The organism is Shewanella sp. 10N.286.45.A1, from assembly GCF_041470405.1.
Taxonomy (GTDB): domain Bacteria; phylum Pseudomonadota; class Gammaproteobacteria; order Enterobacterales; family Shewanellaceae; genus Shewanella.
Genome location: NZ_JBFRMK010000363.1, coordinates 1 through 901 on the forward strand (window position 1 = coordinate 1; position 901 = coordinate 901).

1 protein-coding gene is annotated in these 901 nt (G+C 43.2%); it reads left to right on the forward strand.

Going from position 1 to position 901, the window contains the following annotated elements; translation table 11 throughout:
• Positions 1 to 114: 114 nt before the first annotated feature.
• On the forward strand, positions 115 to 901 hold a 787-nt coding region (locus AB4238_RS21205; protein ID WP_372035481.1), incomplete at its 3' end, for a sigma 54-interacting transcriptional regulator.

The window sequence follows — 901 nt, forward strand, 5'->3', positions numbered from 1 at the left end:
ACTGATTGGTATTACTATCCATCACGTCTCTGAATTGAAAGCAAAGTAATCGAATAATTAATGCAATTGGTTTTATCCCAATAACGAATATCTACAAAAGGGAACTGCAATAGTATGCGCTTGGAAGTCAGCTGTTTAGACCGAGTCGGTCTAGCTAAAGATATATTATTGATAATGGAAGATTATGGGATCAACTTGTTCGCCATCGATGCGAGCAACCAAGGTTTTCTGTATCTACAATTCGCTGAAGTCAGCTTTGATACTCTCAGTGAATTACTGCCACTCATTCGCAAAGTTGAAGGGGTTCACGATGTACGCACAGTGTCATTTATGCCCTCTGAGCAGGAACATTATGCGCTTAAAACCCTGCTAAAAACCCTGCCTGATTCGGTATTTTCACTCGATATTAAAGGGCGGATTCGTATCGTTAATGAATCTGCTATGCATATTATTGGCATGGCAGAACATGAGATTCTAGATGAATCGATTGGCCATTGGGTACAAGGTTTCAACTTTAGCCGCTGGCTTGGTGAACCAACAGTGCTTGCGCAAGCAACACGAGTTAACATCGGCGAGAATGAGTATTTAGCTGAGATGCTACCCATTTATTTACCTGATGGTAGTCAGAATCAGATCCTCGCTGGTGCAGTGGTATCTCTGAAATCTCCAGCACGGTTAGGTAAACAATTTAATGCGCTGCAAAACCAAACGACAGGTTTTGAAAATGTATTAGCCACCAGTGACAAGATGAAAGAGGTATTAGTGCAAGCGCGCAGAATGGCTCAGCTTGACGCACCATTATTGATCACAGGGGAAACGGGTACCGGTAAAGAATTGATGTCTCGCGCTTGCCATGATGCCAGTATGCGCCGAGACCAACCGTTTATTGCCATCAACTGCG